Consider the following 26816-nt stretch of genomic DNA (forward strand, 5'->3'; position numbering starts at 1 on the left):
CGGTCCGCGACCCGGCACCGGCTTTCACGGCCGCTGGCCGGAGGGATGGAGAAGAGGGGCGATCAGGAATATCGTGTAGGGCTGGTCGCCTGATTCTCCTGTTCCCCCACGATTCCCCAACCCAAGGAAATGCCATGACTACCAAAGCCTACGGCGCCCATGCTGCCGACAAACCGCTGCAATCCCTCGACATCGAGCGCCGCGCGCCCGGTCCGCAGGACGTGCAGATCGAGATCGCCTACTGCGGCGTCTGCCATTCCGACCTGCATACCGTGCGCTCGGAGTGGGGCGGCACGCTGTACCCCTGCGTGCCCGGCCACGAGATCGTCGGTCACGTCAGCGCCGTGGGCCATGAAGTCACGGGCTTCAAGGTCGGCGACACCGTGGGCGTGGGTTGCCTGGTCGGCAGCTGCCAGCATTGCGCAGCCTGCGGCGAGGGGCTGGAGCAGTATTGCGAGAACGGTTTCGTCGGCACCTACAACGGCCCCACGCCGGACGCGCCGGGACACACCCTGGGCGGCTATTCGCAGCGCATCGTGGTGGACAGGAAGTTCGTGCTGAAGATCCGCCATCCGGAAGACCAGCTGGCGGCGGTCGCGCCGCTGCTGTGCGCCGGCATCACCACCTATTCGCCGCTGCGGCACTGGAAGGTCGGTCCCGGCAGCAAGGTCGGCGTGGTCGGCATCGGCGGTCTGGGTCACATGGGCGTGAAGCTTGCCCACGCGATGGGCGCGCACGTGGTGGCGTTCACCACCTCGGACGGCAAGCGCCAGGCGGCGCTGGACCTGGGCGCGAACGAGGTGGTGGTGTCGCGCAATGCCGACGAGATGAAGGCGCACGCCAACAGCTTCGACTTCATCCTCAATACCGTGGCCGCCAGCCATTCGCTGGATGCCTTCACCAGCCTGCTCAAGCGCGACGGCACCATGGTGCTGGTCGGCGTGCCAGAGCATCCGCATCCGTCACCGAGTGTCGCCAACCTGATCTTCAAGCGCCGCGCGATCGCCGGCTCGCTGATCGGCGGCATCGCCGAAACCCAGGAGATGCTGGATTTCTGCGCCGACAAGGGCATCGTCTCCGACATCGAGATGATCCGCGCCCAGCAGATCGACGAAGCCTACGACCGCATGGTCAAGGGCGACGTGAAGTACCGCTTCGTGATCGACAACAGCTCGCTGACCAGCTGATCCGTTGCGCTCCCTCCCCTGCACGCAGGGGAGGGTTGGGGTGGGGTCGCTCTTGCGGGGTCGTTCTTCTCACCCCCGCCAGTTCGCATGCCGCTCCCAGAACGCCACCGCCCGCCGATACGCCGCGCGGTCCAGCGGCACGCCCGAACCGCCTTCCTCCATGCCCAGCGCATTGCGCAGCATGGTGATCGGCACCATCGGAATCTCTTCCGGCTCGGCGGTGTAGAGGCAGCCCACCACGCCCCAGTCCGCGTCGATCGGCGCGCCTTCCTTCGCCAGCTGCTCGCGGCTGTAGAGGATCGGCAGCAGATAGTTCGCGACCGGCGGATCGATGCCTTCGAACCAGCGCACCAGCACCGGCAGTTCGTCGGTGCTGCGCGCCTCGTAGGCCGAACGCAGCAGGTGGCGATTGGCCTCGGTGATCGGCGTGGCGGTGCAGCGTGTGGACGTCCAGTTTCGGTGCACGTGCAGCTTGCAGAACGGGGCGTAGCCGTCGAGTACGTGCAGCGGCGCTTCGGTGTTGAGGCGCCGCTCGAACGCCTCGGCGCTGCAATCCTGGATCGCGCTGGGTCGCTGGTCGCGCGGGAACAGGCGGGTGCGCGCGAATCGCGTCAGGACGATGGACATGAGGTGTTCCAGCTAGCCCGTTCAGACGCGGCCGGTCACCGGGATCAGCGCACCGGTGATGGCGGAGGACTGTTCGGACAACAGGAACACGATCACGTCGGCGAGTTGCTCCGGTTTGACCCAGCGGGAGAAATCGGCCTTGGGCATGTCGGTGCGATTGGGTGCCGTGTCGATGATGCTGGGCAGCAGCGCGTTGACGGTGATGTCGCGTTCCTTCAGCTCCTCGGCCAGCGCTTCGGTGAAGCGCATCACGCCGGACTTGGAGGCAGTGTAGGCACCGACGCCGGCGCCAGCCTTCACGGCGGACGCCGCGCCGATGTTGATGATGCGGCCACCCGCCTGCAGGTGTTCCAGCGCGGCCTGGCTTGCCGCCACGGCGGTGCGCAGATTGACCCGATACAGCAGGTCCCAGGTATCCACGCTGCCGTCGGCGACGTTTTCGTAGCGGAAGGTGCCGGCGATGTTGACCAGCGCGTCGAGGCCGCCGAGCGCATCGGCCGCTGCGGCCAACGCCTGTTTCGCCGACTGCGGATCAGCCAGGTCGACGCCGCCGAGACAGGTTGCCTGGGCAATGCCGCCAGCCGGCGGATCGGCACGATCGATGGCCACCACCCTGGCGCCGGCGTCGAGCGCCGCGTGCACCGCCGCCAGGCCGAGTGTGCCGAAACCGCCGGTGATTGCGATGCGTCGCTGCTTCAGTTGCATGGTGCTCTCCAGGGATGTCCACCGAACAGGATAGCCGCCCCGCCGGATGCCTGAAAGCGGCGCGGCACCGAGGCATGCATGCCTTGCGTCAGGCCACGAACTGCAACCGCGCCAGCTCGGCGTACAGGCCGCCCTCGGCCAGCAAACTTTCATGCGTGCCCTGCGCCACGATGCGGCCACCGTCGAGCACCACGATGCGGTCGGCGCGTTGCACGGTGGCCAGGCGATGTGCGATCACCAGAGTGGTGCGGCCTTTCTCCAGACGCTCCAGCGCCTGCTGGATGGCCGCTTCGGACTGTGCGTCCAGCGCCGAGGTAGCCTCGTCGAGCAGCAGCAGCGGCGCGTCGCGCAGGATCGCGCGGGCGATCGCGATGCGCTGGCGCTGGCCGCCGGACAGGCGCACGCCGCGTTCGCCCATTTCGGCCTGGTAGCCGTCGTGCAGGGCGCTGATGAAATCGTGCGCCTCGGCGGCGCGGGCGGCCTCGTGCACTTCCTCGTCGCTGGCGCCGTCGCGGCCGAAGCGGATGTTGTCGGCGGCGCTGCCGCTGAAGATCACGGTTTCCTGGGGCACCAGCGCGATCGCGCCGCGCAGGTCGTCCAGCGTCACCGCACGGAGGTCGACGCCGTCGAGGCTGATGCGGCCGGATTGCGGGTCGTAGAAACGCAGCAGCAGCGAGAACACCGTGCTTTTGCCGGCACCGGACGGGCCGACCAGGGCGACGGTTTCGCCGGGGTGCACGTCCAGCGTGAAGTCGTGCAGCGCGGCGGTGTCGGGGCGGGTCGGGTAGTGGAAGCTCACCTGCTCGAAACGCAACGCGCCGCTGATCGGCCGTGGCAGGGCCAGCGGTTGCGCGGGCGCCACGATTTCGGGACGCTCGTCGAGCAGTTCGCCCAGCCGTTCCATCGCGCCGGCGGCACGCAGCACGTCGCCCCACACTTCGGACAGGCCGGCGACCGAGCCGGCGGCGAATACCGCGTACAGCACGAACTGCCCGAGCACGCCGGCATCCAGCGTGCCGGCCAGCACGTGGCGCGCGCCGGCCCACAGCACCAGGGTGATCGCGCCGAACACCAGCACGATCACCGCCATGGTCAGCAGTGCGCGCATGCCGATGCGCCGGCGAGCAGTGGCCAGCGCGCGCAGGATCGCGTTGCTGTAGCGGGTGCTTTCGATGTTCTCGCGGGCGTACGCCTTCACCGCGGTGGAGGCGTTCAGCGTTTCGTTGGCGATCGCCGCGGCGTCGGCGAGGCGGTCCTGGCTGGCGCGCGAGAGCTTCTGCACGCGGCGGCCGAACACGAGGATCGGCAGCATCACCGCGGGAATCACCAGCGCGGTGAGGCCGGCCAGCGACGGCGCGGTCCATACCATCATGGCGCTAGCGCCGACCAGCATCACCACGCTGCGCAGCGCCACCGACACACCCGAGCCGATCAGCGCCTGCACCACCTCGGTGTCGGCGCTGAGCCGCGACAGCAGTTCGCCGACGCGGCTGCGCTCGAAGAAGCCCACGTCGAGCCGGATCACCTGCGCGTACAGCGTCTGCCGCAGCGAGGCCAGCGCCCGCTCGCTGAGCAGGGTGATGCAGAAATAGCGGGCGGCGGTGGCGAACGCGAGCACCAGCGCCACGCCGAACAGCGCGATGAAGGTCTCGTTGATGACTGCGTTGCTGGAGTGGCCGAAACCCTGGTCGATGATGTGGCGGAACGCCAGCGGCAACACCAGCGACGCGCCCGAGGACAGACCGAGGAACAGCAGCCAGCCCAGCGCCAGCACGCGATGGGGTTTCAGGAACGGCCACAGTCCGCGCAGGGCACCGATGCGGCGGGAAGGGCGGGGAGTATCGGTGGTGGCGTCGCTCATGGGTACTCGCAGTTGGGGTCGACAATGACGCGGGCAATGCCATTCAAGGTGGGGCGTGGCACGGTCGATTCAATCGCGGTGACGTCGATCGCCCGGGCCGTCGCCGACCGTGGCGCTCAATCCAGGCGTTTCGCGCTGCTGCGGCCCCGACTGATGTCGCTGATGCGCAGGCAGGCCTCGGCGACACGGCTGTCCGGCAGGCGCAATTCCAGTTCGACGCCGTCGGCGCCGAACGACTCGTGTTCGACCTCGGCCTGCAACTCCTTGAGGCGTGCCTTGAGCAGGGCGAGTTCGGCGAAATCGCAACGCAGGGCCAGCCGTGCCATCGCCACGATCGGGGCGCGTTCGGCGCGGCGCAGGCATTCGGCGGCGGTGCCGCCATAGGCCCGCACCAGCCCGCCGGCGCCGAGCTTGATGCCGCCGTACCAGCGCGTCACCACCACGACCACGCCATCCATCTGCTGGCCCTCGATCGCCTGCAGGATCGGCCGGCCGGCGGTGCCGCCGGGCTCGCCGTCGTCGTTGAAGCGATAGTCCTGACCGATGCGGTAAGCCCAGCAGTTGTGCGTGGCGGTGGGGTCGGCGACTTCGCGCAGGAAGTCCAGCGCCTGCCCGGGCGTCGTCACCGGGGCGGCGTTGGCAAGGAACCGGCTTTTGCGGATTTCTTCCTGATGAGCGCAGCGCTGGACCAGGGTCGACAGCGGCTCGCTCATGGTTCCTGCAGTTGCGCCTGCAGCTCGGCTGGCAAGGGCCACTGCGGATGCGCCTGGCGGAATGCGCGCAGCCGCTGCAGCGCCTCGTCATGCTGCCCTTGCGCGAACAGTTGGCGGATCTTGTCCAGCTCCTGCGCCGGCGTATCGCCGGGCCGGGCGGCGGTGGCCTGGTCGCTGGCTGCAGCGCTGGGTGCAACCGGTTGCGCCGACTTGTCGAATGCGCCGCTGGCTGCCGCATTGGCGGACGCTTCCTGTGACGGTGCGGGCGGCGCCGGTGGCGCGGGTGGTGGAGGCGGTGCGTACTGCACCTGCGGCGCGGGTGCGGCCACTTCGGCGAGCGGTGGGGGCGCAGCCATCGGTTTGGCCGCGGCCGCGCGTCGGGCCGACTGGACCGCGCTGTCCTGCTTCATCTTCTTCGCCGCGGAGGCCTGCAGCGCGGCGCGCTGATCGGCGAGTCGGGGCGCCGGCGGTGCGGCGGGCGCGACCGTGCCCGCCAGCGGCGCGGTCGCTTCCTGCCTGGCCATGTCGGAGACGGTGGGCGCGGTCGCCTCCGGGGCGGCGGCCGGTGCCGATGGCGGCGGGCCGGATTCGCGCAGCTGCCAGGCCAGGCCGGCCACCAGCACCAGGCTGGCGGCGCTGCCCAGGGCGATCAGCCAAGGTGGTGCGCGCCGCCGCCGCGAGGCGCTGTCGATCGAAGGAATCGCCTTTGCCGTGACGGCCGAAACCGGCTTCGGATGAACCCAGTCGCCGGGCTCGCGGGGACCCTTGCGCCGCTCGGTAACGGTGGGATCGCCGGATGGGGCGAGGGCCGCGGCGGCCGCACGCAACACCGCCGCATCCAGCGCGGGCGAAGGCTCGCTGCGCGGCAGCTCGCGATACAGCGCGGCCAGCTCGGCTTCGCCGGGCAGCGGCTCGTCGGCTGAGGGCGGATCGTTCGGGGGCAGGGGCGTGGTCATTCGGACAGCACTTCGCGTAATCGATTCATGGCATAGCGCAGGCGCGACTTCACCGTTTCGCGCCCGGCACCGGTGACCACGGCAATTTCCTCCAGGCTCAGCTCCTGCTCCAGCCGCAGCAGCACCGCGGTGCGCTGTTCGTCCGGCAACTGCTCGATCGCCAGCTGCAGGTTGCGTCGGCGTTCGAAGGCGGACAGCGCGTGGTCGGGCTGCTCGCGTTCGGGCGTGGCCAGGTTGGCCAGTGCCAGCTCGGCTTCGTCGCCATCGGCCATCGGGCGCTGGCGACGGGTGCCGTCGATCATCAGGTTGTGGGCGATCTGCAGCAGCCAGGTACTGAACTTCGCCTGCGGCTGGTAGCGCTCGCGGGCGCCGATCACCCGGCTCCAGGTTTCCTGGAAGAGCTCGTCGGTGCGATGCGGATCGCGCACGCTGCGCAGCAGGAAGCGGTACAGCATGCCGCGATGACGCGCATACAAAGCCTCGAACGCGGCGAGGTCGCCACGGGCGTAGGCCAGCATCAGCAGGGCATCGGGATCGACCGCGGCATCCATGGAGTGCGAGGGTAAGGCAAATCGCCGGGGAGCGGGGAGGTTGTGATGTTTCCCGCGAAAAGCGTCACCCCCTCCCAACTTCCCCCTGCATGCAGGGGGAGGAGAAAGGGCTGGTGGTGCCGCGCTCATCCTGTCCGACAGATTTCGACGCCACGGCCAGGCTGCTCCCTCCCCTGCACGCAGGGGAGGGTTGGGGTGGGGTGCTCTTGCCGGTTCCAGCCCCGCTGCGCGGTGGTGGCCGGGGAAGGGCAGCGGGGAGAGTCTGCCCATGACCGCCACCGCCGCAGCGGGGCCGGAAACCTCAGCGCGCCGCGGTGTCGCTGGCGCCGTCATGACCGCGCGTGACCAGCCCGTTGGCCAGTTTCACCAGTTGCACGAAGCCGGCGCGGTAGCCGTCGGCATCGTCGCCGCGGGCGTCGCTGGCCAGTTTCGCAATCTGCGTGTAGCCGTAGCCGTCCAGGTATTTGCCGCCGCGCAGGGCGTCGGCGAAGGCGGCCACCGCGGCGGCGTAGCGCAGGCGTTCGCTGGCCTGTGCCTCGGCGTGCGCGGCGATCGGCTGTTCGATCAGCTTGCTGTCCGCTTGCCCCGGCAATTTGTAGCGCAGGCGCAGGAAGGCCAGTTCGTTGCCGCTTTCATCCGCGGCCACGTGTTTGCCGTAGCGCAGCGGATCGATGCGCGCGGCGTTCGAGCCTTTCGGGGTGATCTCGTAGATCGCGGTGACGTTGGCGCCTGCACCGATCTCGCCGGCGTCGACCTTGTCGTTGTTGAAGTCCTCGCGCTTGAGCATGCGCTTCTCGTAGCCGATCAGGCGATATTCCTGCACCTGCGCGGGATTGAACTCGACCTGGATCTTCACGTCCCTGGCGATCGTCAGCAAGGTGGCGGACATCTCGTCGACCAGCACGCGACGGCCTTCCTGCAGGCTGTCGATGTAGTGGTGGCTGCCGTTGCCCACGTCGGCCAGCATCACCGCCATCGCATCGTTGTAGTTGCCTTCGCCGAAGCCCAGCGTGGTGAGCGCCACGCCGCTCTTGCGGTGGTCCTCGATGGTGGTCTTCAGCGCTTCCTGGTTCACCGTGCCCACGTTGAAATCGCCGTCGGTGGCCAGGATCACCCGGTTCACGCCGCCCTTGATGAAGCCCTGTTCGGCCTGCGCATAGGCCAGCTCGATGCCGGCGCCGCCGTTGGTGGAGCCGCCCGCCGACAGCCGGTCGATCGCCGCGTCGATGGTGGCGTGCTGGTCGCCCGCGGTGGAGGGCAGCACCACGCCGGCGTAGCCCGCATAGCTGACGATGGCCACGCGGTCCTGCCTGCGCAGCTGGCGCACCAGCTGTTTCAGCGAGGCCTGCAGCAGGGGCAGCTTGTCCGCCTCGTCCATCGAGCCGGAGGTGTCGATCAGGAACACCAGGTTCGAGGCGGGGATCTGCGCGGCCGGCACGCGGTAGCCCTGGATGCCGACCAGCAGCAATTGCCGCTTCGCGTTCCATGGCGCGGGCGCCAGCTCGGTGGTGACGCTGAACGGCTGCTCGCGACTCGCTGGCGGCGTGTAGCCGTAGTCGAAATAGTTGATGAACTCCTCCGCCCGCACCGCGTCGGCCGGCGGCAACTGCCCCGCGCTCAGCATGCGGCGCACGTTGGTGTACGAGCCGGTGTCGACGTCGATGCTGAAGGTGGACACCGGCTGCTCGCTGACCAGCTGCACCGGGTTGGTGTCGCGATGGGTGTAGTTCTCGGTGTTGATGTCTCCCGGCAGCGGCTGCATCAAGGTTGGTGACGGCATGTAGGCCATGCGTTTGGCGCTTTGCGCGTTGTAGGACATCGCGGAGACTTCGGCCAATGCCGGTGGCGCGGGCGGTGCCACGGGCATGGGTGCAGGCTGGCCGACGGTGGATGAAGCGCGATCGGCGGGACTGTCGGCTCGGGGACTGGGTTGCGCCTTGACCTGAGGGCTCGGTTGCCCGACCGGCGGGACGGGTGGCGTGGGTGCGCTGTCGTTCTTGCGCGCGGGGGTGTCGTTGGCGGGCCGCGACACGCTGCAGCCGGTGACGATCACCAGCAAGGCCAGCAGCAGGCTGCGCAACAGGGCTTTCAGTTTCATCGGGCGGTTCTCCTCTCCAGGTGGTGAAAGGTGAAACGCCGTTAACGGGGAAACGGGGTCAAACCGGTTGTGGCGCGGTAGCATGGCGCCCCTGCGCGACATCCACCGGACCGACATGATCAACAACGACGTACTGCGTTCCATCCGCTACATGCTCGACCTCAGCGACGGCAAGGTGGTCGAGCTGATCCACCTGGCCGATGCCGATGCCCCGGTCACGAAGGAAGATGTGCAGGGCTTCCTGAAGAAGGACAACGAGCCGGGCTATCTGGAATGCGGCAACCAGACGCTGGCGCTGTTCCTGGACGGCCTGGTGTTCCACCGCCGCGGCAAGGACGACAGCCGCCCGGCGCGGCCGCCGGAGAAACGCGTCACCAACAACGTGGTGTTGAAGAAGTTGCGCGTGGCCTTCGAGCTGAAGGACGTCGACATGCACGACATCCTCGAAGCCGCCGGCCTGCCGATCTCCAAGCCCGAACTCAGCGCGCTGTTCCGCCAGAGCGACCACAAGAACTTCAAGCTGTGCGGCGACCAGCTGCTGCGCAATTTCCTGAAGGGACTGACCATGCGGGTGCGCGGCAACGGCTGAGCGGGAAATCAGCTCGGTGTGAGGCTCGCCGATGACAGCGACACCGCCGGATAGTGTTCGACATAGGACTCGCCGTTGCAGCCGTAATAGGTCACCTGCCGTTTGAGCAGGTCGACCTCATAGCGCACCACGCCGGCGTTCCAGCTGGCCAACAGGAAGTCCGCAAAGCTGCTTTCCCCGGCCTGGTCGGTGCGCAGCGCGCGGATCAGCGCGGGCTGATCGAAGCCGGGCACATCAGCCATGCCGGACACCAGCGGCGTGCTTTGTTGCAGCACCGCGCCGCGCTCGGTCAGGTACAGACTCTGGCAGGCGGGCAGTTGCCACACATTCCGTGTCACGCCCGCGCGCCTCAGCGTTTCGGCGAGGTACGGGAAGCCGCCCACGCGGGGACGACCGGCCATGGCTTGCGCTTGGGCGGCTTGAAGGTGGGCCATCGCCTCACTCATGGGGTTTCTCCTGGTTCGTGCATGGAAGGTTGAGGTCAGGTTGTCGACGCGTGCTGCCTAATCGACAGGTGCCGCGCTGAACGGGTGGGCATCGGCAAGTTTCTGCAGAAGCCTGCGCAGCTCGCTCCGCTCGTCGGCGGCCAGGACGGAGAAGAAGTGGTTGTCGTTGCCGTTGGCGATGTCGGTGAGCGCGGGCAGCAGGCGCTTTCCTGACCGGGTCAGTGCCAGCAACTGCGCGCGGCTGTCCTGCGGGCTCGGGGTGCGCAGCAACAAGTTCTTGGTCAGCAGCTTGTCCAGCACCTTGGAAACGGCGCCGCGGGTCATGCCCATCGCGTCGGCGAGCGACGCGGCGGTGATGTCGGGATGCATTTCGACATGGTTGAGTGCGACCCATTCGGCGACGGAGAGCTGCCGTTCCTGCAGGGCGCTGGCGAAAGAGCCGGACACCTGGTTGGAGACCAGCCGCAGCCAGTAACCCAGGTGGGCATGCAGCGGATTGGGCGGGACTTTTTCCTTCGATGCGTTCGGCACGTGCGGTTCACCAGAAAGGTTCCATGGAACGCATATTGTTTCCATGGAACCTGTATGTCAAGTGCCGCGCCCGGGCGCCGGTTGCCTCAGGACGCCACCGTCTCGTCGGTTGTCACCGTGGCCTTGCGCTCCTGCTTGCCCCAGCCCACCGACGGGCCCTTGATGGCCGTCCAGACGGAACGCACCACCACGTAGTACATCAGCTGGCGGTAGCCGAAGCGTTGCAAGACCAGCCACCACAGCAGGCTCCACTTTTCCTTCTTCTCCATCGCGAAGGCCAGTGCGCAGGCGGCCAGGTCGATGGCCATGAAGGCGGCGTAGAACACCAGCATGCGCAGCAGGTTGGTGTCGTCGAACTGGCCGCGGTGTTGCAGGTAATCCAGGCTGGTGCTGATGATCTGCCAGACCAGCACCAGGTCGACGAGTGGCGAGACCACGGAAAACAGGATCTGGAACAGCCACACCTGCGGCAGCGCGATGGTGCCCAGGGAACCGTAGCGGGGATTGAAGGTGGCGTCGCGGTGCTTCCACAGGCATTGCAGGGTGCCGTAGGCCCAGCGGAAGCGTTGGCGGGCGAGGCCGCGGGCGCTGTCGGGGGCCTCGGTCCAGGCGATCGCTTCGGCGTCGAACAAGGTCTTGAAGCCGGCTTTCTGCACGGCGATGGTCAGGTCCTGGTCTTCGGCCAGCGTATCGGCGGGAAAACCGCCGAGCTGCTCCAGGGCTTCGCGGCGCCACGCACCCACCGCGCCGGGAACCACGGTGATCGCGCCCAGCGCGGCCAGCGCGCGGCGCTCGAGATTTTGCGCGGTGATGTATTCCAGCGCCTGCCACAAGGTGATCAGGTTGATCCGGTTGCCGACCTTGGCGTTGCCGGCGACGGCGCCGACCTTGGGATCGGCGAACCAGCGCACCAGGCGCGGGATGGTGTCCGGCTCGAACTGGGTGTCGGCGTCGAGCGCCACCACCACCGCACCGTGGGCTTCGCGCAAGGCGGTGTTGACGGCATGCGCCTTGCCGCCGTTGGGGATGGTGAGCAGGCGTACCCGCGGCTCGTCGGCGTAGTGCTGGCGCACCACGGCCGAGGTGGCATCGACCGAACCGTCGTCGACCACGATCACTTCGAGGTTCGCGTAGCGGCTCTTGAGGATCTGGCGGATCGAGCTGGCGATCACCTTTTCCTCGTTGTAGGCAGGAATCAGCACCGAAACCAGGGGCGGCTGTTCGCCCAGCACGGGCGCCACGCGCCGCTTCTCGCGGGCGCGGTTGAGCAGGGCCAGGCCGCCCAGCAGGATCAGTCGCGCCACGCCCAGCGCGATCGCCGTGGTCAGCAGCCAGCGGATGAAGTGGCCGAAGAAGCCCAGCGCCAGGAACACCACGCGGTCGGTCCACTGCGACAGCGAGCCGGGCGCGATCGGCGGCATGGTCTGCGCGCGGGTAAGCCCGGCCAGTTCCGACACGGTGACGAACTGGTAGCCCTGCGCGCGCAGGCTGTCGATGATCCGCGGCAACGCGGCGATCGTCTGCGAGCGTTCGCCGCCGCCGTCGTGCAGCAGCACCACCTGGCCCTTGCGCTCCACGTTTTTGGTGTTGATGGCGTTCAGCACGTTGTCGACGATGGCGTCGACGCCGGGGCGCTGCCAGTCTTCGGCGTCCACATGCAGGCCGACCGACAGGTAGCCCATCTTCTGCGCGATCTCGATCGGCACCAGTTCGTCGGCGGTGGTCGGTTCGGCGTCACCGAAATAGGGCGCGCGGAACAGCCGCATCGAGTGGCCGGTCAGCGCCTCGAACAGCCGCTGGGTCGCGTTGAGTTCCAGCGAGACGATGCCTGGCGGACTGTCGCCCAGGTTGGGGTGGGTGAAGGTGTGGTTGCCCACGTCATGCCCTTCGGCGACTTCGCGCTGCACCAGTTTCGGCGACATCTCGGCGTTCTCGCCGATGATGAAGAAGGTGGCCGGAACGTGCTTCGCCTTGAGGATGTCGAGGATCTGCGGCGTCCACTCGGGGTCCGGACCGTCGTCGAAGGTCAGCGCGATCTTGTGCGGCAGGGTGCCCGCGCGCTGGATCACGTAGGAGCTGGGCAGGGCGGTGTAGCTTTCGTCATCGATGCTGGCGTCGTCCTTGTCCACCTCGATGCTGCGTGCGCCGGCGGAAGGCTGCGAGGCGATTTCCAGCACCTCGCCCTGGCCTTCGATGTCGATGTCCTCGCCGGCACCGATGGTGCGCAACGGGTCGGGCGCGGACGCCCCATACGGACGGCCAAACACCGACCACACAGACGGATCTTCCGAGCCCAGCCGCCACAGGGCGTAGCCATAGGGCTTGTATTCGTCGGCGGCGTGGATCTGGTTGTATGCGGTGACGCCGTCGAGAAACCAGACCTGGTGGGTGCTGCCGTCGTCCTCGTCGTAGGAGAAGTGCGGGTTCTGCGTGTCAGGGTCGAAGGCGATGTCGGCCTGGGCGTCGCTGGCGCGGTCCATCGCGTCCTGGAAGGTCAGCGCCTCGGCATTGTTGCCGTGCGACCAGTCGTAGCCATAGCTGCCGATCGCCACGATGGTCTGCTCCGGGTCCAGCTCCTTCATGCGTTTTTCGAGCGTCTGCTCGAACCATTGCTGGCCGGCGATGCTGCCAGGCGTCTTGCCGGCCCAGTGTTCGTCGTAGGCCATCAGCACCACGAAGTCGACGATGTCCGCGTAACCGGCATAGTCCCAGCTGGCGTCGTCGAACGGCACCGACAGCACGATGCCCCAGCCATGCGGGTCGAACGCGTCGTTGAGTTCGCCGAGGAAGGCTTTCAGATCGGGTTGCGCGGATTCGGGAAGGTCCTCGAAATCGATCGTCACGCCCTGGAAGTGGTTGGCCGCCACGAACGCCACGATCTCCCCGATGCGCGCCTGCCGCCGCGCCGGATCGGCCAGCAGGCGGGCCAGGCCGGGGCCGTCCCAGTTCGCGTCCACCGCGTTCTGCAGCAGCGGCAGGATCGGGGTGGAGGGCTTCTGCTTGCGGATCAGGTTGATCGCCTTCGCATCGACGCTGGTGTGCAGCGCCATGTCCTTGCCGCTCAGGCTCATCCACGACGGAATCACCCAGTCCAGCTGCGGCAGGCTGCGCTTCAGCGAGGAATAGCTGCTGTCGTCCCAGTTGACGTAGAAGCCGATCGCCAGCGGCCGGCCGGCCGGCTTGTCCAGCGAAGGCGGCGGCACGTGGCTGGCGGCCGCCTTGCTCGCATGCGTTTTCGGGGCATGCAACAGCTTCTGCCGCGCACGCACTTCGGCGGCCAGCTTCGCGGCGGGCTTCAACAGTTCCGGGGCAGCCGCCTTTACGTTGGCCAGGGCGTGCCGCGTGCGGGCGTGTTCGCCGATGTGCAGGCCGTCCATGCTCGGGCCCACGAACAGGCTGATCGCGCAGGCCACCACGAACAGGGTGCTGACCACCCCGGCCAGCAGGGCCAGCCGCGAGACACGGCTGGCGCGCCGGCCGGAGGGGTCGAAGAAGATCGGTTTCTTTTGCATGCCAGGGCCGGATCGACAAATACCGCAAGGCGCCAATCCGGTCGGGCCCCGACACGGATCGGGAGCGCGGATGTCGCGAGTGCGCAGTATCGCCGATCCATCATGCGTCGCATCGCATCGGGACCCGGGTCAGTCAGCCAGTGTTGCCCTCGCGCCGAGTAGTCGTGGCCACGGCCGTGCCATCAGGTGATCACGGCGCCGGGCACCGGCCGGCGGAAGTCCTCGGGGCGCAGATCCCGGGTCAACCGGAACACGCCTTCGCGCACCTTGCGCGGCAGCACCACGTCGAGCACGGTGGTCTGGTGTGGCCCGAGGATGGCGAACAGATCGTCGCGCCGGTCGCTTTGCGCCAGCGCGTGATGGACCAGGCCGACCAGGTCCACCGGTTGCACGCTGGCGCCGTACGGACGATGGCTGACGACGGCGGGGCGCAGGGTCTTGCGGCTGTTGCGCGGGTCGGCCACGCGGGCGTCGCCGGCGAGCAGGCTGTAGTCGAGGAACAGCGAGATCGTGGTGCGCTGTTTCGAATTGGCCTGGCGATCGAGCAGGAAGCCTTCCGGCAGCAGGTCGGCGCTGGCCGGCACGCCGGCGGTGAGCAGGAAGCCGGCGCCGGTCAGCGGTTCGCCGGCCTCGTCGGTGAGCCGTACGATCAGCAGGCTGCGCGGGTCGTGGATGTGCACGCGCGGGGCGAACGGGCCGGCCGGTTCCAGCTCCACCTTGTCGACGTCGCGGGCGGCGTTCTCGCGATCGAACGCGTCGCACAGCGTTTCGTAGTCATCCGCGCTGCGCACCTGCAGGCAGCGCAGGATCGCCGCCACGGTGTCGGGCGCCGCGGCGGCCATGATGCCCAGTCGGTCGCCGGAGTGCGCCGCGCCGGCGATCAGCTTGAACGCGCAGCGCGGGCCGCGGCTGAGGTTGAGCGCCAGCGTGTCGATGTCGCCATCCCGGTTGCCTTGCGGCGACAGCACGGCGTGGTGGGCGTTGAGGTTGGCCGCGGCGATGCGCACCACGCCATCGGAGCCGTCCTCGCCGGTGTAGCTGTTGAGGTGGTCGTACAGCGTGCGGTCGGGGCGGTCGCCGGTCAGCACGAACGCGAACTGGCCGCGTTTCACCGGATCGTCGCCGTGGATGTAGTCGAGGTTGAGCGACAGCGACTGCGCGCTGCCAAGCTCCAGCCAGTCGAGTATCCGCTGGCCCGGCTCCACCCCGTCGAACCACGACTTGAGCCGACCGAGCAGGCCCTTGCCCAGTTGCGCCAGGGCCGAGCCGAAGTTCGCCGGTGCCAGCATCACCAGATGGCTGAGCCGGATCGTGCTGTGCGTGGCGGGCCGGTCGCGCTGGGCGCGCAGCCACTCGCGGATCACCGGGCCGCCGGTCGAGTGCGTGATGCAGGCGAAGCTGGCGTCGAGCAGGTGCAGGTCGCGCAAGGCGTGGTCGAAGCCGCGCACCAGGTCGGCCACGGTCACCGCGTCGTCGAAACTCACGTACTCGGAAAGCCAGATGTCGGCGAAGCTCAGCGCGACGCCGGCCGCGGCCGCGTGCCGCTGCAACTGTTGCGGCAACTGGCCATAGGTGGAGGTGTCGGTGACGCTCCAGCCGTGCACGAAGACGAGGGTGGTCATGCGCAGACTCCGATGCGTTGATCCATGCCGGGCGGATTCCCCGTCGCCATGCCTCCGGCATGGCCTGCGATCGCGTCGGCGCGGGGCACCGGCATAATGACATCAGCACCCGCCATCATCCACCGACCTGTCCGGAATCACCGATCCATGACCATGAACGCGTTGCTGATCCTGATCGTGCTGGCCAGCGTCCTGGCATGGCTGCGCTGGCGGCGCAGCAGCCGGGTGCTGTTCGGCCTGGCCGTGCTGCTGTTGCTGGCGACCGGCTGCGGGCCGCTGCCGAGCTGGCTGCTGGCGCATCTGCAAGCGGAAGTCGCGACCGACGTGCCGATCGTCTGGGGCCAGCGCAACGCCATCGTGTTGCTGGGCGCCGGCACGGTGCGCGTGGGTGATGCGGGAGCGGTCGAGGCCAGCCTGTTCGCCTATGGACGAATCAGCAAGGCGGCGATGTTGTACCGCGCCTGCCGGCAGGCGCCACGCGATTGCAAGATCGAGGTCAGCGGCGGCGATGCGCGGGGACTGGGCCAGTCGGAGGCGGCGATCTATGCGCTGGACCTGCAACGGCTTGGCGTCGATCCCGCCGACGTGCTGCTGGAACCGCGCAGCATGAACACCTGGCAGAACGCCCAATTCAGCGGCCCGTTGCTGAAGGCGTATGGCGCCGATCGCGTGCTGCTGGTTTCGTCCGGTTTCCACCTGCGTCGGGGCATGCTGTACTTCAGCCACTTCGGCATCCATGCCACGCCGGTGCGCGCCGACTACGTCAGCGGCGTCGCCTCATGGGAGCCGTTGTCGTACAACTTCGCGATGGCCGACATGGCGCTGCACGAATACGCCGGCATCGCACGTTACCGCTGGTACAACGCGATGGGCTGGAACGTGGAGGCGACCAGGCCCGGCGCGTTGTAGGAGCGCGCTGCTACGCGGACTCGCGCATCACCATCAGGCGGAGCTCGGTCATGTCCTCGATCGCGTAGCGGATGCCTTCGCGGCCCAGGCCGGAAAGCTTGATGCCGCCATACGGCATGTTGTCCACCCGGAAGCTGGGGATGTCGTTGACCACCACGCCGCCTTGCTCCAGCTCGTTCCACGCCCGCATCGCGTGCTCCAGGCTGTCGGTGAAGATGCCGGCCTGCAGGCCGTAGTCGGAGTCGTTGACCATAGCGATCGCCTCGTCGAACTTCCGGTACGAGGCGAGCAGGGCGAACGGGCCGAACGCTTCCTGCCGACTGGCCTTGGCATCTTTCGGAACGCCTTCCATCAGGGTGGCGTCGAGCATGTTGCCGTTGCGCTTGCCGCCGCAAAGGATCTTGCCGCCGGCTTTCTTCGCTTCGAGAATCCAGCCGTGCAGGCGCTCGGCGGCAGCCTCGTCGATCATCGGGCCGAGGAAAACGTTCCTGTCCTTCGGGTCGCCGGCCTTGAGTTTCCTGGTGGCGGCGACCAGCTTGCGCTTCAGCGCATCGTAGATGTCGGCGTGGGCGTAGATGCGCTGCACGCCGATGCAGCTCTGGCCGGACTGGTAGAACGCGCCGAACACCAGGCGCTCGACCACCTTGTCCAGCTTCGGGCCCTGGTCGGCGTCGACGATGCACGCGGCATTGCCGCCCAGTTCCAGCACCACCTTTTTGCGCCCGGCGCGGGCCTTGAGGTCCCAGCCGATCTGGCCGCCGGTGAACGAGAGCAGCTTGAAGCGTTCGTCCTCGACCAGCGGCGCGGCGTGCGCGCCATCCAGGGTCAGGATCGAGAACGCACCCTTCGGCAAGTCGGTCTCGGCCAGCACCTCGCCGATGATCAGCGCGCCGATCGGGGTCTTCTCCGCCGGCTTGAGCACGAACGGACAGCCGGCGGCGATCGCCGGTGCCACCTTGTGCGCGACCAGGTTCAGCGGAAAGTTGAACGGCGTGATGAACGACACCGGGCCCAGCGGCACCCGCTTGGTGTAGCCGTGATAGCCGTCCAGACGGCTGGCCAGTTCCAGGTTGATCGTCTCGCCGTTGATCCGCACGGCTTCCTCGACGGCGATCCGGAACGTCTCGATCAGTCGGGTGACTTCGCCGGCGGCATCCCTGATCGGCTTGCCCGCCTCGATGCACAGGGCCTCGGCCAGTTCGTCGCGGCGTTCGCTGAAACGCGCGACGCAGTGCTGCAACACCGCCTGCCGCGCCCACGGCTTGAACTCGCGCATCGGCGCGGCCGCCTTCACCGCGGCCGCGATCGCCTTCTCGGTGGCCTTCGCATCCGGCACCGCGACGCGAGTGGCCAGCTTGCCGCTGTACTTGTCGCGCACATCCAGCATCGTCTTCGATGTCTGCGGCCGGTTGGCGAGGTAGTAGGGATAGGTCTTGTTCAACATGGCGTTGGCCTGCGCTGGTGATCCGTCAAGCATAGGACGTCGCGGTGTTCAGAGGCTGTGAGGCGGCCTGCGTGGATGCGCCATGTCGCGGCATCGGCAGCACCGTGTCCGCTGCCGGATGCTATGCTCCCGCACCACGGACATGCCGGATTGATGATCGTTGATCATGGGGTTCGTTGAGCGCGTGGTTCGAACGTGGGCACGTGGATGCCTGGTGGATACATGTCATGGAGGACCGATGATTATTTCGTTGAACAAGCGACCGATGCGGACGATTGTCCCGTTTCTGATCTTGATGGCAGCGCCGGCCATCGGCATGGCCACGGCGTCATGCACGGATAACCTGCATGTAGTCACGGTGAGCGATGGCGCGCGCTTTTTCACGGCGACGTCCACTCATGCCGGGCTAAGCGTGCAACAGGCGTTCGACGATGTGCGGAAGATCGCCACCGCCGACGGCTATGTGATCGCCACCGAGCCGGACTACGGCAGCCCGAATCCCAGCATGGGGATCGGCAAGCCGCCGTCTCCCATTCCGACGCTGATCCAGGTTCAGCAACCCTCCGGGATTTCATTCACCTCGATTGTGTCCCCCGGCAACGAGAGCAAAGGCGTGCCGGAGCGGCTGTGCGCGATGGTCGGCAAGTTCGAGGCCGGTCGGCCCGCCTTGCCGGATCAGGTCGAGCCTGCCCGGACGGCGGCGGAAACCATGGAGCAGTCGCGTACCACGATGCCGGTGACCAGGCCTGTCGTGAATATCCTCAAGCCGAACGTGCCGTTTGATCTGGCTGCCGCCAAGGCCGCGCTGGAGCCGGGGCACTCGATCATCAGGGGACAAGTGTGCGGGAGCTGGCGGGGCAATCTCGTACTGGGAAGCCAGCCGGTGCTGCTGTATCCAGCGACGCCCTACCTGCAGCAGATCCTGGCGCTCGGCAAGAAGGCAAAGCCCGGCAGGGACCAGGTGCTGACGGACCCGGACCTGGTCGTGGCCCGGATGGAAGCCAAGCCCAACGAGAACGGCGAGTTCCAGTTCTCCCGGATGAAACTTGGCAGGTATTACCTGGTGACCAGCATTTCGGCGGTGCTGGGTGGCTCTCGCGACGTCTATGCCGGGCATGTGGACACGGACTACGGTTCGGGAAACGTGTACACCAGCCAGAACTTCAGTTACGGGTCGGATGCCGGAATCGAGCGGATCGTGGATGTGAAAAAGGATGGCGATACCGTCAAGGTCACCATGCAACCGCACATCAGCCCGTTCAATCATTCCGGGTTGGGCGGATCGATTCTCGGCTGCAGCAAGTTCGGCATGAAGGTGTCCCACGGCATGTAGTGTCGCGGTCGCCAGGCGCCATCCCGGCATGGCCGCTGAACAGCAGGGCGGGATTCGAGTGACGGCCGAACGATCCCGTCCTCGCCTGCCTGTCCACACCTGCCTGTCCTTGCCTGGTCGAGCCAGATCGTCCCGATCAGGGCATGCGCCGCTGCGCTGCTCAGTCCTCACGCACCCGCAGCGACAGCTCCCCATCCGCCAGTCGCGCGCGCAGCGGCGTGCCGGGCGCGACATTCTTCGTCGAGCGCAGCACGTTGCCGTCGGCGTCGAACACGATCGCGTAGCCGCGTTCCAGCGTGGCCAGCGGGCTGATCGCGTGCAGGGCGTGGCCGGCGTGGCGCAGGGCGGTTCGCCGTCGTTCGAGGATTTGCGCGATGGCGCGGCGCAGGCGCTGACCCTGTTCGGCGATGCGGCGTGCCAGCAGCGGCAGCCGGGCGCCGGGATGTCGCGCCAGCAGTCGGGCCTGCAATCGTTCCAGCCGGGTGCCGCGTTGCTGGCCCTGTTCGCGCAGCACCACCAGCAGGCGGTGGCGCAGGTGGTGCAGGCGTTCCCGGTCGCGCGCCAGGCGCGCTTGCGGGCGCTGGGCCTGCAGCCGCGCGAACAGATGATCGACGCGTTGCGAATGTGCCTGCAGCCGGCGTTGCTGCAGGGTGGCCAGGCGTTGCCGCAACTGCCGCAGGTGGCGGCCAACCGCCACCGCGTCGGGCACCAGCAATTCGGCGGCTGCCGAAGGCGTGGGTGCGCGCAGGTCGGCGACGAAGTCGGCGATGCTGAAATCGATTTCGTGGCCCACGGCGCTCACCACCGGCACCGTGCTGGCGTGGATCGCCCGCGCCACGGCCTCGTCGTTGAACGCCCACAGGTCTTCCAGCGAGCCACCGCCGCGGGTCAGCAGCAGCACGTCGTGGCGTGCGCCATTTGATGCCTTGCGCAGCATGTTGACGATCATCGGCGGCGCCTCGCGCCCCTGCACCGGCACCGGCAGGATCTCCACATCGGCCAGCGGCCAGCGCCGCGCCAGCACGCTGAGCACGTCGCGGATCGCCGCGCCGGTGGCCGAGGTGATCACGCCGATGCGCCGGGCGTAGACGGGCAGGGCACGCTTGCGCGCCGGATCGAACAGACCCTCGGCATCGAGTCGCGCCTTGAGTTGTTCGAACTCGCGTTGCAGCGCGCCTTCGCCGGCAGGTTCCATGTATTCGGCGACCAGCTGGAACTCGCCGCGCGGTTCGTACAGGCCGACCCTGGCGCGCAGCAGCACCTGCATGCCGTCGACCGGACGGAAGCGCAGGGCGCCGGCCTTCATCTTGAACATCGCGCAGCGTACCTGGGCGCCGCTGTCCTTCAGGGTGAAGTACAGGTGCCCGGACGCAGGCTTGGCCACATTGGACAGTTCACCCTCGATCCACACCTGCGGCAGGGCATCGCCCAGCAGGTCGCGCACCAGCCGGTTGAGCGAGCTGGGGGTGAGGATGTGGCGTGTTTCGGTGCGGTCGTACGGCGCTGACATAAGGGCGCGAGCCTAGCACGACGCACGGTATCAAGTTGTTGGAAAACATCTGCTTGACGCGGTAAGCGCAGGAACAGCATCAAGACCGCCCGCCGCTTCAGTCGTCGTCGCCCGCGTCGCGCAGTTCGCGCCAGCGGCGCTTGCGTACGCGCCAGCTGCGGATGGCCAGGTTCAAGGCGAACCAGACGGCGATGACGCCGAGCGGCCAGCCGATCCAGGCGGGCCACAGGAAGGCCACCACCGCCAGCGCCAGCAGCACGCCCGCGCCGATCATCAGCGGGCTGCTGCTGGTGTCGCCCAGCACGCGGCGGTTGGTCAGCGCCGCGCCGACACTGTTGGCGATGCGCAAGGCGCCCGCTGCCGCGCGACCGGAGCTGCCGCCGCCGTGGCGTACCCGTGGCCGTCGCGCCTCGCTGCTGCACACCCGTTCGCTGTCGCCGTTGCCGCCACGGCGCCGGCGCGAGGCCAGCACGATCTCGGTGGCGTTGCCCAGGTCCTTTTCGTATTGCGCGGCCAGCTGGCCGGCGAAGCCGTCATCCTCCACCGCCACGTCGATCTCGTGGTTGCCCAGCCAGCTGGCGATGTTGAGGTTGGAGGAGCCGACCCGGGCCCACTGGTCATCGGCCACCGCGGTCTTGGCGTGCAGCATCGAACCGTTCCACTCGAACACCCGGATGCCGGCCTTCAGCAGCGGCCGGTAACCCGAGCGCGACATGCCCGCCACCACCGGGATGTCGCTGCTGCCGGGCACCAGCAGGCGCACGTCCACGCCATCGCGGGCAGCGGCGATCAGCGCCTGCACGTAGGGGGCGACGCCCACGAAATAGGCATCGGTCAGCCACAGCGTCTTGCGCGCCATCGAGGCGATCAGCTGGTCCAGCCGGTACATGCCGGCGGTAGACGGCTGGGTGGCGATCACCCGCAGCGACACCTCGCCGACCGGACTTTCCGCCACCGGCGCCGCCGGCAGCGGGCGCAGCGCGGCGCCGGTCTCGCCCCAGCTTTGCGCGAAGGCGGCCTCCAGCTCGGCCACGGCCGGCCCCTGCAACGCCATGCCGGTGTCGCGCCACGGCGGCACGTTGCGCCGCTCGTCGCCCAGCCACTTCGCGCTGATGCACACGCCGGACAGGAAACCCTGGACGCCATCCACCACCAGCAGCTTGCGATGGTCGCGACTGATCCAGCCCAGTGGCTGGCCCAGCCGGGGTGGATTGAACACGCGCACTTCGCCACCGGCCGCGTGCAGCGGTGCCCAGAACGAACGGCGCGACTGGCCCAGGCAGCCGACCCAGTCGGTGACCACGGCGACGAACACGCCGGAGCGGGCGCGCTCGACCAGGGCGTCACGGAACGCGCGACCGACCTCGTCGTCGCGCACGATGTAGTTTTCCAGCAGCACCCGATGCTGCGCGCCGCGGATCGCTGCCAGCCAGGCGTCGTAATGGGCGGCTGCATCGATCAGCAACTGCACCGCATTGCCGCTGAGCAGGGGCGCGCCGGCCGCGCGGCTCAAGGCCTGCTCGGCCAGCAGGCGGCTCGGGGTGGAGGGGATCAGGGGTGTGGGCATGGGCCGAGTGTAGGCGATGGCCTGTCGACGCGGCGCCTTCATCGGCCTTCTGGCATCATCGCGCGCATGCCGATCGAGCAACGCTACGCCGACACCGATGCCTGCGCACGCTACCTGATGGACGTGCTGGGGCCGGACCTGCGCATCGCCGCGCCGCTGGGCCTGGGCAAGCCGCACGAACTGCTCAATGCGATCTACCGGGCGATCAGCGCCGACGCCACGCGCTCGATGCGTCTGTATACCGCGCTGTCGCTGACCCGGCCGCAGGCGTCGCCGGGACTGGAGCAGCGCTTCCTGCAACCGTTCCTGGAACGCCACTTCGGCGCCGACGCGGTCGATCCGCAGTACGCGCTGGACCAGGCGCGCGACGCGCTGCCGGCCAACGTCGAGGTGCACGAGTTCTACCTGCAGTCGGGCGCGATGCTGCATTCGGGCAGCGCGCAACGCAGCTACATCAGCCAGAACTACACCCACGTCGCGCGCGACCTGGTGGTGCAGGACATCAACCTGCTGGTGCAACTGGTGGCTCGTCGCGAGGGACCCGACGGCGTGCACTACAGCCTGTCGTGCAACCCGGACCTGACCCTGGATTTCCTGCGACTGACCCAGCTGGCCGGCAAGCCGCGGCCAATGTGCGTGGCGGTGGTGCATCCGGACCTGCCATACCTCGGCGGGGACGCCGAGGTGGCCGAAACCTACTTCGACGTGGAGCTGCGGCCGCCGCATTCGCCGCCGCTGTTCGCGCTGCCCCGCGCGCCGGTGGGCCTGGCCGAGTACGCGCTGGGCCTGCATGCCAGCGCGCTGGTGAAGGATGGCGGCTGCCTGCAGATCGGCATCGGCGCATTGTCCGATGCGCTGGTGAAGGCCTTGCTGCTGCGCCAGCAGAACAACATCCAGTGGCGTCGCGCTTTGGTGGCGCTGGACCCGGCCGGCGTCACCCACGCGCTGGCCGGCTGGCAGGGCGGGCTGGCCCCGTTCGAGGCCGGCCTGTACGGCGCCAGCGAGATGGTGATGGACGGCTTCATGCACCTGCAGCGGGGCGGCATCCTCAAGCGGCGCAGCTGGGACAACCTGGCGCTGGAACGCGCCGCGGCGGCGGGCCGGCTCAATCCGGACACGCCGGGCGGGCACTACCTGCGCGGCGCGTTCTTCCTGGGCTCGCGCGAGTTGTACGCCTGGCTCGACGCCACCGAGGCGGCTGACCCGGACGCGATCGACATGTGCGCGGTGTCCAACGTCAACCAGCTCTACGGCACGCACCAGTCGCTGGCCATGCTGCAGCGGCGCGGCGCCCGCTTCTTCAACACCTGCATGATGGCCACGGCGCTGGGCGCGGTGGTGTCGGACACGCTGGAGGACGGCGGCGTGGTCAGCGGGGTCGGCGGCCAGTACAACTTCGTGGCGATGGCGCACGAACTGCCTGATGCGCGCTCGGTGCTGCTGCTGCGCGCCACCCGCAGCAGCAAGGGCGGCATCGAGAGCAACATCCGCTGGAGCTACGGCCAGACCACCATCCCGCGCCACCTGCGCGACATCATCATCACCGAGTACGGCATTGCCGACCTGCGTGGCAAGAGCGACAGCGAGTGCATCGAGGCGATGCTGGCGATCACCGATGCGCGTTTCCTCGACGCGCTGTGTGCCGAGGCCAAGGCGCATGGCAAGCTGGCCGCGGACTTCGTGATACCCGACAGCTGGCGCCTGCATCGCCCGCTCCACCTGCGCAAGACGCTGGCGCCGTTCCGGCAGCACGGCGTGCTGCCCGAATTTCCATTCGGCAGCGATTTCAGCGAAGTCGAGCAACGCCTGTTGCCGGCGCTGGAGTGGCTGAAACACGCCAGCGCCAGCTGGCGCGGCAAGCTCGGCCTGCTGCTGGCCGCGTGTCGACCGGGCGAAGCGGCGCCGGGTGAGGCCGAGGCCCTGGCGCGGATGGGCCTGGTCGATCCGCTTACGCTGGCCGATCGCCTGCAGCGTCGCCTGTTGCAGGTGGCCCTGCGTCGGCAGGTGCCGACCGATCGGCCGACGCCTCCGCCGGTGGATCAACCGGCAACTCAGCGGGCGTCGGGTCCGTAGCCGGCTCGTCCAGCAGTGGCAGGACCGCCGGGCTGTCCAGGTCGTCGAACTGCTGGTGGTTGACCGCCCAGAAGAACAGCCGCACGGCCACGACCACGATCACCAGGGTCACCGGAATCAGCACCAGCAGGATGTTCATGCGGGCAACTCGCGTGCGCCGGTGGCCGGGCCGGCGCGGTCATCGGCCGTGGCCTCCGGCCGTCCCACGCGCAGCGCGTTCAGCACCACCACCAGCGAGCTGAGCGACATGCCGATGCCGGCCAGCCACGGCGGCACCATGCCGAACGCGGCGAACGGCACCGCGCAGAGGTTGTAGGCCAGCGCCCAGCGGCGGCTCTGCGCGGTGACCTGCTGCAGCTGACGGGCGATCGCGCGTGCGTCGATGAGTCCGTTCAGACGTCCATCCATCAGCAGCAGGTCGGCATGGGCCTGGGCCAGTTCGGTGCCGGAGGCCAGCGCCGCAGACACGTTGGCACCGGCCAGCAGGGGCGCGTCGTTGCTGCCGTCGCCCACCGCCAGCGTGGTGTGGCCCTCGGCATGGGCTGCCTGCAGGCGTTCGAGCTTGTCGGCTGGCGACTGCCGGGCATGCCAGTCGGCGATGCCCAGGCGGGCGGCCATCGTGGCCACGCGGCTGCTTGCGTCGCCGCTGGCCATGCTGGTGGCGATGCCGTCCCCGTGCAGCCGTTCGAGCACGCGCTGCGCATCGGCGCGCGGTTGTTCGTCGAGATGGAAGGCCGCGATGGCGCCGTCCGCGTCGGTCAGCAACAAGGCATCCGCGACACCGGCGGGAGCCGGCTGGCCGCTGGGCGCCAGCGCGTAGTCGGCGCGTCCCAGCCACAGTGCGCGACCGGCCACCTCGCCCGAAATGCCGGCGCCGGCCGCCACCCGCACCGATTGCGCCTGCAGCGGCAAGGCCTGTTGGCGCGCGGTATCGGCCAGGGCGCGGGCCAGCGGATGCGAGCTTTCATGCGCCAGCGCGGCGGCCAGCTGCAGCACCTGCTCGACGCTGTCGCCGCGCAGGGGTTCGACCGCGCGGCGCTGCAGTTGCGGCACGGTCAGCGTGCCGGTCTTGTCGAACAGGGCGTAGTCGACCTCGGCCAGCCGGCCCAGCGCATCGCCGCTGGTCACCAGCACGCCGCGCCCGGCCAGCACGCCGAGCGCCCGGGTCAGCGTGGCCGGGCGGGTCAACGCGAAGGCGCAGGGGCAGGCGACTACCAGCACCGCCACCGCCGCCTCGAACGCACGCGCCGGATCGACCAGTAACCAGCCGATGGCGGTGAGTGCGGTCAGGCCCAGCACTCGCGCCACGAAGCGGCCGACCACGTGATCGCTGGCCGCGATCGTCGAGCGCGCCTGGCGCGCACGGGTGGCCAGTTCGCCCAGTCGCGCCACCGCGGTGGTGTCGCCACTGTGCTCCACGAGCAATTCGGCCGGGCCGGAAACCAGCACGCTGCCGGCGATCAGGAGCTCGCCGCGCACGCGTCGCACCGGTCGCGATTCGCCCGACAGCAGCGCTTCGTCCAGCTCGACGTGGGCGCTCTGCAACACGCCGTCGGCGGGCACGCGGGTGCCTTCGGCGATATGCACGCGGTCGCCGGGCAGCAGGGTCATCGCAGGCACGGTTTCCAGCTCGCCGTCGGCACGGCGGCGCTGCGCCAGCAAGGGTGCGCCGTCGATCACCGCGTCACCCATCGCGCCGCTGCGATGGCGCGAGCGCAGTTCCAGGTAGCGTCCGCCCAGCAGCAGGAACACGAACATGGTCACCGAATCGAAATAGATTTCGCCGCTGCCGCGCAGCGTGTTGAACATGCTGGCCAGGAACACCAGGGCCACCGCCAGCGCCACCGGCAGGTTGATGCCGAGCCGGCGTTCGCGCAGTTCCTGCGCCGCGCCGCGGAAGAACGGCAGCGCCGAATAGAACACCACCGGCACGCTGGTCAGCAGGCCGAGCCAGCGGAACAGGTTGCGCGTGCTGAAGTCGACGAAATCGACCACGCCGATGTAGATCACGAAGGCGTACGTCATCACCTGCATCGAGCACATGCCGGCCACCAGCAGGCGCTTCAGTGCATCGTGCTGTTCCTGCGAGCGGACGTCGTCGATGCTGTCGTGCTGCAGCGGCTGCGCCGGGCAGCCGGCCGCGGCGAAATTCGCCATCAGGGTGGGCAGCGGCGTGCGGCCGGCATCCAGCACCACGCGCACCCGGCGCGCCGGGCGATCGATGGCGACACGTTTTACGCCGGGCAGCGAGTGGATCAGCTGTTCCAGCCGCAGCACCTGCCGCGCATCGGCCAAGGATTCGACCGACAGGGCGACCTCGCTGCTGCCGTCGCGACGGGGGCGCAGCACCTGCGCGGCAAGTTGCGGATGGGCCCACGCCGCGTAGTCGTTCATCGCGGCGGGTCGGTGGTTGGCGGGGGCGGCGCGGCGCTATGCGCGCTGACCGGTACGCCGAACACGGTGTGCGAGGTGTCCAGCGGCGTGTCGGCGTAGCGGGTGCCCACCACGATCAGCCACACGCAACCGGCGATCGATGCCACGAACACGAACGCTCCCAGCCATACGATCGGCTGTCGATACCA

At 68.5% G+C, this 26816-nt stretch carries 21 protein-coding genes and 1 pseudogene; 5 read left to right on the forward strand and 17 right to left on the reverse strand.

The annotated features are described in order from the left end of the window. Positions 1-134: 134 nt before the first annotated feature. Positions 135-1187, forward strand: a complete 1053-nt coding sequence (locus ASD82_RS16870; RefSeq protein ID WP_056718978.1) for an NAD(P)-dependent alcohol dehydrogenase — start codon at positions 135-137, stop codon at positions 1185-1187. A gap of 69 nt (positions 1188-1256) precedes the next feature. Here the strand turns inward: ASD82_RS16870 and ASD82_RS16875 are convergent, their stop codons facing one another. The 7 genes from ASD82_RS16875 to ASD82_RS16905 form a co-directional block, all read right to left on the reverse strand. Continuing rightward, on the reverse strand, positions 1257-1814 hold the full coding sequence (locus ASD82_RS16875) for a DUF3228 family protein (protein WP_056718980.1): 558 nt from the start codon (positions 1812-1814) through the stop codon (positions 1257-1259). Positions 1815-1835: 21 nt separating this feature from the next. Beyond that, complete coding sequence (locus ASD82_RS16880) at positions 1836-2519, reverse strand: SDR family NAD(P)-dependent oxidoreductase (protein WP_056718982.1); 684 nt, start codon at positions 2517-2519, stop codon at positions 1836-1838. Positions 2520-2607: 88 nt separating this feature from the next. After that, on the reverse strand, positions 2608-4380 hold the full coding sequence (locus tag ASD82_RS16885; RefSeq protein ID WP_056718984.1) for an ABC transporter transmembrane domain-containing protein: 1773 nt from the start codon (positions 4378-4380) through the stop codon (positions 2608-2610). A gap of 116 nt (positions 4381-4496) precedes the next feature. Then, a complete protein-coding gene (locus ASD82_RS16890; RefSeq protein ID WP_056718986.1) occupies positions 4497-5093 on the reverse strand; it encodes a YigZ family protein in 597 nt (198 codons plus the stop codon). Continuing rightward, positions 5090-6049, reverse strand: a complete 960-nt coding sequence (locus ASD82_RS16895; RefSeq protein ID WP_056718988.1) for a hypothetical protein — start codon at positions 6047-6049, stop codon at positions 5090-5092. The genes ASD82_RS16890 and ASD82_RS16895 overlap by 4 nt, the downstream gene beginning before the upstream one ends. Next, positions 6046-6600 (reverse strand): RNA polymerase sigma factor, encoded by a 555-nt coding sequence (locus ASD82_RS16900; protein ID WP_056718990.1) that lies wholly within the window; start codon positions 6598-6600, stop codon positions 6046-6048. Before ASD82_RS16900 ends, ASD82_RS16895 begins: the two co-directional genes overlap by 4 nt. A gap of 301 nt (positions 6601-6901) precedes the next feature. Further along, positions 6902-8698, reverse strand: a complete 1797-nt coding sequence (locus ASD82_RS16905; protein WP_056718992.1) for a VWA domain-containing protein — start codon at positions 8696-8698, stop codon at positions 6902-6904. Between the two features lie 115 nt (positions 8699-8813). Here ASD82_RS16905 and ASD82_RS16910 point away from each other — a divergent pair, with 115 nt between their 5' ends. Beyond that, positions 8814-9287, forward strand: coding sequence for a DUF1456 family protein (locus ASD82_RS16910; RefSeq protein WP_056718994.1), 474 nt, complete (start codon positions 8814-8816; stop codon positions 9285-9287). A gap of 8 nt (positions 9288-9295) precedes the next feature. Here ASD82_RS16910 and ASD82_RS16915 read toward each other — a convergent pair whose 3' ends face one another. The 4 genes from ASD82_RS16915 to ASD82_RS16930 form a co-directional block, all read right to left on the reverse strand. Next, positions 9296-9733: a DUF1398 family protein gene (locus ASD82_RS16915; RefSeq protein ID WP_056718996.1), complete on the reverse strand. Its 438-nt coding sequence runs from the start codon at positions 9731-9733 to the stop codon at positions 9296-9298. Between the two features lie 57 nt (positions 9734-9790). Continuing rightward, on the reverse strand, positions 9791-10264 hold the full coding sequence (locus ASD82_RS16920) for a MarR family winged helix-turn-helix transcriptional regulator (protein WP_056718998.1): 474 nt from the start codon (positions 10262-10264) through the stop codon (positions 9791-9793). Positions 10265-10350: 86 nt separating this feature from the next. Further along, positions 10351-13776, reverse strand: a complete 3426-nt coding sequence (locus ASD82_RS16925; RefSeq protein ID WP_056719000.1) for a glycosyltransferase — start codon at positions 13774-13776, stop codon at positions 10351-10353. A gap of 182 nt (positions 13777-13958) precedes the next feature. Then, positions 13959-15398, reverse strand: coding sequence for a hypothetical protein (locus tag ASD82_RS16930; protein WP_056719002.1), 1440 nt, complete (start codon positions 15396-15398; stop codon positions 13959-13961). Between the two features lie 153 nt (positions 15399-15551). Between ASD82_RS16930 and ASD82_RS16935 the strand changes: the two genes are divergently transcribed. Beyond that, positions 15552-16307: a YdcF family protein gene (locus ASD82_RS16935; protein WP_235580750.1), complete on the forward strand. Its 756-nt coding sequence runs from the start codon at positions 15552-15554 to the stop codon at positions 16305-16307. Positions 16308-16317: 10 nt separating this feature from the next. On the opposite strand, the gene ASD82_RS16940 is transcribed toward ASD82_RS16935, so the two are convergent. Beyond that, complete coding sequence (locus ASD82_RS16940; protein WP_056719006.1) at positions 16318-17751, reverse strand: aldehyde dehydrogenase family protein; 1434 nt, start codon at positions 17749-17751, stop codon at positions 16318-16320. Positions 17752-17989: 238 nt separating this feature from the next. Between ASD82_RS16940 and ASD82_RS16945 the strand changes: the two genes are divergently transcribed. Continuing rightward, complete coding sequence (locus ASD82_RS16945; protein ID WP_157599304.1) at positions 17990-19084, forward strand: hypothetical protein; 1095 nt, start codon at positions 17990-17992, stop codon at positions 19082-19084. A gap of 160 nt (positions 19085-19244) precedes the next feature. Here the strand turns inward: ASD82_RS16945 and xseA are convergent, their stop codons facing one another. After that, positions 19245-20594, reverse strand: coding sequence for an exodeoxyribonuclease VII large subunit (gene xseA / locus ASD82_RS16950; protein ID WP_056719009.1), 1350 nt, complete (start codon positions 20592-20594; stop codon positions 19245-19247). A 97-nt stretch (positions 20595-20691) separates the two neighbouring features. After that, positions 20692-22161, reverse strand: coding sequence for a phospholipase D-like domain-containing protein (locus ASD82_RS16955; protein ID WP_056719183.1), 1470 nt, complete (start codon positions 22159-22161; stop codon positions 20692-20694). 66 nt (positions 22162-22227) lie between these two features. Here ASD82_RS16955 and ASD82_RS16960 point away from each other — a divergent pair, with 66 nt between their 5' ends. Next, the gene (locus ASD82_RS16960) at positions 22228-24234 is read left to right on the forward strand and encodes an acetyl-CoA hydrolase/transferase C-terminal domain-containing protein (protein WP_056719011.1); all 2007 of its coding nucleotides are present in this window, start codon (positions 22228-22230) and stop codon (positions 24232-24234) included. A 16-nt stretch (positions 24235-24250) separates the two neighbouring features. Here the strand turns inward: ASD82_RS16960 and ccoS are convergent. The 3 genes and pseudogenes from ccoS to ASD82_RS18145 all read right to left on the reverse strand — a co-directional run. Beyond that, positions 24251-24373, reverse strand: a pseudogene (ccoS, locus tag ASD82_RS18175) (cbb3-type cytochrome oxidase assembly protein CcoS); the annotation flags it as partial. Then, positions 24370-26628: a cation-translocating P-type ATPase gene (locus ASD82_RS16965; protein WP_056719013.1), complete on the reverse strand. Its 2259-nt coding sequence runs from the start codon at positions 26626-26628 to the stop codon at positions 24370-24372. The pseudogene ccoS and the gene ASD82_RS16965, both read right to left, overlap by 4 nt. Further along, entirely contained in the window at positions 26625-26780 is a 156-nt protein-coding gene (locus ASD82_RS18145) for a hypothetical protein (protein ID WP_235580746.1), read from the reverse strand. Before ASD82_RS18145 ends, ASD82_RS16965 begins: the two co-directional genes overlap by 4 nt. Positions 26781-26816: the final 36 nt, after the last annotated feature.

Origin of the sequence: Rhodanobacter sp. Root179, from assembly GCF_001428465.1 — a bacterium.
Lineage (GTDB): Bacteria > Pseudomonadota > Gammaproteobacteria > Xanthomonadales > Rhodanobacteraceae > Rhodanobacter.

Bases quoted from the DNA above. Each gene is read 5' to 3' on its own strand.
- ASD82_RS16870 (WP_056718978.1), top strand. From the start codon at position 135: ATGACTACCAAAGCCTACGGCGCCCATGCTGCCGACAAACCGCTGCAA.
- ASD82_RS16875 (WP_056718980.1), bottom strand. From the start codon at position 1,814: ATGTCCATCGTCCTGACGCGATTCGCGCGCACCCGCCTGTTCCCGCGC.
- ASD82_RS16880 (WP_056718982.1), bottom strand. From the start codon at position 2,519: ATGCAACTGAAGCAGCGACGCATCGCAATCACCGGCGGTTTCGGCACA.
- ASD82_RS16885 (WP_056718984.1), bottom strand. From the start codon at position 4,380: ATGAGCGACGCCACCACCGATACTCCCCGCCCTTCCCGCCGCATCGGT.
- ASD82_RS16890 (WP_056718986.1), bottom strand. From the start codon at position 5,093: ATGAGCGAGCCGCTGTCGACCCTGGTCCAGCGCTGCGCTCATCAGGAA.
- ASD82_RS16895 (WP_056718988.1), bottom strand. From the start codon at position 6,049: ATGACCACGCCCCTGCCCCCGAACGATCCGCCCTCAGCCGACGAGCCG.
- ASD82_RS16900 (WP_056718990.1), bottom strand. From the start codon at position 6,600: ATGGATGCCGCGGTCGATCCCGATGCCCTGCTGATGCTGGCCTACGCC.
- ASD82_RS16905 (WP_056718992.1), bottom strand. From the start codon at position 8,698: ATGAAACTGAAAGCCCTGTTGCGCAGCCTGCTGCTGGCCTTGCTGGTG.
- ASD82_RS16910 (WP_056718994.1), top strand. From the start codon at position 8,814: ATGATCAACAACGACGTACTGCGTTCCATCCGCTACATGCTCGACCTC.
- ASD82_RS16915 (WP_056718996.1), bottom strand. From the start codon at position 9,733: ATGAGTGAGGCGATGGCCCACCTTCAAGCCGCCCAAGCGCAAGCCATG.
- ASD82_RS16925 (WP_056719000.1), bottom strand. From the start codon at position 13,776: ATGCAAAAGAAACCGATCTTCTTCGACCCCTCCGGCCGGCGCGCCAGC.
- ASD82_RS16930 (WP_056719002.1), bottom strand. From the start codon at position 15,398: ATGACCACCCTCGTCTTCGTGCACGGCTGGAGCGTCACCGACACCTCC.
- ASD82_RS16935 (WP_235580750.1), top strand. From the start codon at position 15,552: ATGAACGCGTTGCTGATCCTGATCGTGCTGGCCAGCGTCCTGGCATGG.
- ASD82_RS16940 (WP_056719006.1), bottom strand. From the start codon at position 17,751: ATGTTGAACAAGACCTATCCCTACTACCTCGCCAACCGGCCGCAGACA.
- ASD82_RS16945 (WP_157599304.1), top strand. From the start codon at position 17,990: ATGATTATTTCGTTGAACAAGCGACCGATGCGGACGATTGTCCCGTTT.
- xseA (WP_056719009.1), bottom strand. From the start codon at position 20,594: ATGTCAGCGCCGTACGACCGCACCGAAACACGCCACATCCTCACCCCC.
- ASD82_RS16955 (WP_056719183.1), bottom strand. From the start codon at position 22,161: ATGCCCACACCCCTGATCCCCTCCACCCCGAGCCGCCTGCTGGCCGAG.
- ASD82_RS16960 (WP_056719011.1), top strand. From the start codon at position 22,228: ATGCCGATCGAGCAACGCTACGCCGACACCGATGCCTGCGCACGCTAC.
- ASD82_RS16965 (WP_056719013.1), bottom strand. From the start codon at position 26,628: ATGAACGACTACGCGGCGTGGGCCCATCCGCAACTTGCCGCGCAGGTG.